The sequence below is a fragment of the Aporhodopirellula aestuarii genome (assembly GCF_023701485.1).
GTDB lineage: Bacteria > Planctomycetota > Planctomycetia > Pirellulales > Pirellulaceae > Rhodopirellula > Rhodopirellula aestuarii.
In genome coordinates this window covers 1-4,530 of sequence record NZ_JAMQBK010000153.1, presented here as the reverse complement: position 1 = coordinate 4,530, position 4,530 = coordinate 1, and the positions used below count along the sequence as shown (strand labels likewise).

Annotated in this window: 4 protein-coding genes; all 4 read left to right on the top strand. The window is 55.8% G+C overall.

The window, feature by feature from the left end; all coding sequences use genetic code 11:
- Positions 1–107: 107 nt before the first annotated feature.
- The 4 genes from NB063_RS31990 to NB063_RS31975 all read left to right on the top strand — a co-directional run bounded on the left by NB063_RS31990 (position 108) and on the right by NB063_RS31975 (position 4,244).
- On the top strand, positions 108–584 hold the full coding sequence (locus NB063_RS31990; protein ID WP_250933896.1) for a hypothetical protein: 477 nt from the start codon (positions 108–110) through the stop codon (positions 582–584).
- A 145-nt stretch (positions 585–729) separates the two neighbouring features.
- Positions 730–1,713, top strand: coding sequence for an acrylyl-CoA reductase (NADPH) (gene acuI, locus NB063_RS31985; RefSeq protein ID WP_250933894.1), 984 nt, complete (start codon positions 730–732; stop codon positions 1,711–1,713).
- A gap of 615 nt (positions 1,714–2,328) precedes the next feature.
- Positions 2,329–3,501 carry a right-handed parallel beta-helix repeat-containing protein gene (locus tag NB063_RS31980; RefSeq protein WP_250933893.1) on the top strand — a complete coding sequence of 391 codons (1,173 nt, stop codon included), beginning with the start codon at positions 2,329–2,331 and terminating at the stop codon, positions 3,499–3,501.
- A 338-nt stretch (positions 3,502–3,839) separates the two neighbouring features.
- The gene (locus NB063_RS31975) at positions 3,840–4,244 is read left to right on the top strand and encodes a hypothetical protein (RefSeq protein ID WP_250933892.1); all 405 of its coding nucleotides are present in this window, start codon (positions 3,840–3,842) and stop codon (positions 4,242–4,244) included.
- The last annotated feature ends 286 nt before the right edge of the window (positions 4,245–4,530 follow it).

The following is a 4,530-nucleotide window of genomic DNA, read 5'->3' as shown; positions in this document are numbered from 1 at the left end:
GGTCCGGCCTACAGTTCGCGGCATTTTCGCCAGATAATTCCCGCGTACCTGCTTAACACGATCGTTTGCTGACAATGCGGCATGATCGACGTCTATCTGGAAAGCTAATGCGACGCAGTACGAAACGAACGCTTTGGATCATCGTCCCAATCGTTGTGGCGGCTACCTTCGTTTGGATCGCGTTCGCTGTTCGGCGTGGGCTTGTTGCGGCATACTGCGAATGGGGGACCACCTGCATCATTGCGTCGTACGCTGAGGAGCACGGAGGGGCGCCCCCTGCCACATGGGACGACTTAGTTGGCTACGAGTACCACACGCAGTATCTGCCAACGCCACGCACAATCGAATACGCCTCTTCCCATGTGTCGGTTGACTTTCAAGCTTTGGCGGATTTTCATGCTGGCCGCATCGATCATCTTCCCAGCGATGTCATTCAAACCACACGGGGTTTGGATGCGCATTGGATCAACCCGAAGGACCAGTTGGAGCGGTATTTCCGCGATGGCGAACGGCCCCATGGATCATTCAATCGTGAATATGCTGATACACTAAGGTGCTATGCCGAGACGTACCCGATCGACTGAAACGGAATCGCGGCGAACCAAAGTGGGACCGAAGTACCGCATGGCGAGTGCCAAAGGAAACCACATTCGCGGTACTCGGTTAGCGTCGCTGTTCGGCAATTTACCCCCCTGAGTCCCATTCCCAATACAAAGCAACCCAAACAGCATGTTCAAAGGCATCCTCATACAGAATGACGAGGCAGGCTACCGGGCCTCCCTGACGGACCTCGACGAATCCCAATTGCCCGAAGGCGATGTAACCATTCGGGTGAGCCATTCGACTCTCAACTTTAAGGATGCGTTAGCCCTGACTGGCAAGGGGCCGGTGGTGCGGACGTTTCCGATGGTCCCCGGGGTCGACTTGGTCGGTATCGTGGAACAGTCGAGCCATTCCGATTATGTCGTCGGCGACGAGGTGATTCTCAATGGCTGGGGCGTTGGAGAAAAGCACTGGGGAGGCTTGGCCCAGAAGGCTCGCGTCAACGGGGACTGGTTGGTGCCGATGCGGGGACGGTTTACACCGCAGCAGGCGATGGCCATTGGCACGGCAGGCTACACTGCCATGCTCTGCGTGCTGGCTCTGGAACGGCATGGAGTCAAGCCAGAGCACGGGGAGATTGTCGTCACCGGTGCGGCGGGCGGCGTGGGGAGTGTCGCTACGGCTGTTCTCGCGAAGCTCGGTTTTACCGTCGTTGCGGTGAGCGGTCGGCCGGAGGAAGCGGACTACATTAAGAGTTTGGGCGCGGCGGAAGTACTGGATCGCACCATGTTCACGTCGCCCGGCAAGCCGCTGCAAAAGGAGCGTTGGGCAGGAGCCATCGACGTCGTAGGCAGTCATACGCTGGCCACCGTTTGCGCGACGACCCGATACCGAGGTGTCGTTACGGCCTGCGGGCTGGCTGGCGGAATGGATTTCCCCGCGACGGTAGCGCCGTTTATTTTGCGTGGCGTCACGCTGGTTGGCATAGACAGCGTCATGTGTCCCCGGCTCGAGCGGCTCGAAGCGTGGCGACGCTTAAGCCTCGATCTCGATGTCTCAAAGCTTGCCACAATCAGTAAGGAAGTCGGCTTGTCCGAACTAATTCCACTGGCGACGAAGATGCTCAACGGAGAGCTAAGGGGACGCGTCGTCGTAGACGTGAACCGATAATCGACGGAGTTGGCAAAACATAGCACGACAGGAAAGCTAAAAGAGACCTTAGTAATCAAGTAGCTGCTGCTCCCTCGCATCAGCCATCGACCTTTCGGAAACGTGTTCGGTGATTCGGCCCGTTAACCGATTGTCCGCGTTCGGGTTAGCTTGGTGATTGGCCGTGTCACTTCGATCGGATGCACTGTCGACGCCCCGGTTCGTGATTATTGCGTTTAACAATGACAAGTGAACCGATTGGCTCAAATTTGATTGACTGGTCTGTTGGTGATGTTCCGGTGGCGTGAGATGATGGAAGGGGCGTTTCACCGCAAAATCAGAAGAGTTGTTCTCACGGAGGCACCAAGACACGGAATTCAGGGGAAAGCTCTGTGTTCTCCGTGTCCGCTGTGGCTGATTCTTTCCCTGGCTCGGTACCACGCGGTTGATACGTTTGAATTTGCACCGCTTGAGGACGCCGCGGTAAGATCTCGTTTTGGCGGTCAAACGATTTTTCTGCCACAAAGGACGATGGAACCTTAGTATCAACCAAAGTGACCGATCAGGTCCTTTGGTTGGTGGAACCTCGTTTGCCGTCGCTCGGTTACCGCGGTCGTTTATCGATAAGGAACACACATGCAACGATACTGCTTCATCGCAACAGCAACACTTCTGATGTGGGGCACTGTCACGGTTGCGGGAGCGGAGACGCTCAACTGGAACGTCCGGTCGAAATTCGGGATCTCTTCGCAAGGAATCCGTCAGGCAATTGACGAAGCAAAAGCTCACTTCGGCAACGCACCCAATGACGTGATCGTTTTGGAACTTGACGAGGGGACGTTTTATCTAGAAGACCAGGGTGACAGCAAAGGGACCATTGATTTAAGCCAGATCAAACCGGGCCCGAACGGTCGCCTGATCTTTCGGGGCAAAGGCATGGACAAAACAATCTTGGTGTTCTCGGACAACAAGCATGCCCTGTACGGACGGGACGTGTATCGCGTTACCATGACCGGCCTGCACATGACCCGCAAGGATTACACGGTCAGTCAAGGGTTGGTCGTCGAGACTGCTCCCGGCAAAGTCGTTCTCGAAATTCAGGAAGGATTTCCCACTCCTGCCATGATCTTCAATCCGCGCAGTGACCAAGGGCGTTTCCTGCGGCGATACACGAACAGCAAAACCGATCCTCATCTCGTCCAAGAAGACAATGACCAGATACCGTGGACGCGAGCGGTGCATCTCGAAGGCCGGAGATGGGAGATCGAACTTAAGAGAAAGAGCCAGGTGGCGAACTACGCTAAAGACGCCTTGATCGGCATCAAGTCAAAACACGGGGGCACCACGGAGTTTGGCGGGCAGGCTTATTGGTTCATGGGTGGATCGGACTTCAGTTTTGAGTCAGTCAAGTGGACTCAGAAAACGCGTGGGGTGTTCCGGGGAGGATTCCAAGAAGTAAAGTTCCTAAACTGCGTCACGGATCGTCCTCCACCGATCAACGGACAGATGCCTTGCTTGGCGGCGCCCGGAGGCGGGCCTCAGATTGGTCAGCCCGATGATCTGCCGACAAGTGGCAACGTTGTGAAGAACTGCCGGTTCATCGCGTCCGGCGATGATGCGGTCGCATTCTTCAATGCGAGTGGAATCATCAGCGACTGCTACATTCGAGATGCGTTCTGTCGGGGCATCTTGGCGGCCAACAGCCCCAACGCTGAATTGTCGAACAACACCGTTATTCGCTGCCCCATCCAGCAAACCGAAGACTATCGCTTGCCTGAGAATCAGAACCGTTCCCCTAAGAATCGGTGAACGAAGTTGCCGAGCAAGGTGGTTGAAGCCGATTCAAGAATCTTCGTGCATTGGACCTTGGGTTTTGGGGCTAGTACTGACAATGTGCACAGTGGCTTATTCTTTCCGGTGCCGGTGCCGGTGTTGCGTGATGTGATCCCATTTACCCTGCGTGCGGATTCTGCGGTGAGATCAATTGTCGTAGCGGTTAGTCGACGTTTTCGCCGCCAAAGTCGAAGGGAAGATGGCGTTGGCCGAAGCGACCGATCAGGTCTTCTATTTGGTAGAATCCGGCCGGCGGTCAGTCGAGCCTGTCGTTATCTGACTGTATTCCCACTCGTATGCCACGTTGGACGTCAATGAACGAGTCACAATCACTGATGGGTTGGGCGATTTCGGCACTTGGCCCGCTCTACCTCGTGCTTCTTCCGCTCTCGGCGGTGGTCAGCTTTATCCTTGTCATCGTTCTGCTGTTTCGAGGGCGTGGCGCAATGGCGGTCGCCTCGATACTGCTTCTCGTTCATGCGCCACTGATGATTGGCATCTTTGCCGCGGTTCAGGGTTTGGTGAACGTGTATGCCATCATCGGTATGAGTGGGGCGACTCCGAAACCTGCTGAACTCGCATCTGGGTATTCGGTAGCACTATTCGCGCCGGTTGTTGCCATGCTGCTGATGATCCCATCGTACCTCGCGGCTTGCATCGGAACCTTCCTTCGTGCGGTATGCGGCGGCAATGATGCCGTTGAGCCTCCTCATGCCTGAGCAAGGATTAAGCAGGTATGCAGGAATCATCTGGCGAAACTGCCGCGAACTGAAGGCCGGACCGAGGCTTTGCGAGTTCCGGCATTCACTTGCTCAGTCGTGCCGGAACTGCGTCGCTTAGGCTCCTTGGTCCGGCCTACGCCGAACCGATCACGATCAGCGGAATTGTCGTTATACCGAATCACTTCTACGTACCTGCTTAAGAGTGAATTCGCGGACGTCCGGCCGGTTTCAATGTATCCTGGTCGGACTGCACTGTTTGGCGAACACGCCCCGCAGCTCCGAA

Excerpts from the sequence above, each read along its gene's own strand:
- NB063_RS31990 (WP_250933896.1), top strand. The coding sequence starts at position 108 with ATGCGACGCAGTACGAAACGAACGCTTTGGATCATCGTCCCAATCGTT.
- acuI (WP_250933894.1), top strand. The coding sequence starts at position 730 with ATGTTCAAAGGCATCCTCATACAGAATGACGAGGCAGGCTACCGGGCC.
- NB063_RS31980 (WP_250933893.1), top strand. The coding sequence starts at position 2,329 with ATGCAACGATACTGCTTCATCGCAACAGCAACACTTCTGATGTGGGGC.
- NB063_RS31975 (WP_250933892.1), top strand. The coding sequence starts at position 3,840 with ATGAACGAGTCACAATCACTGATGGGTTGGGCGATTTCGGCACTTGGC.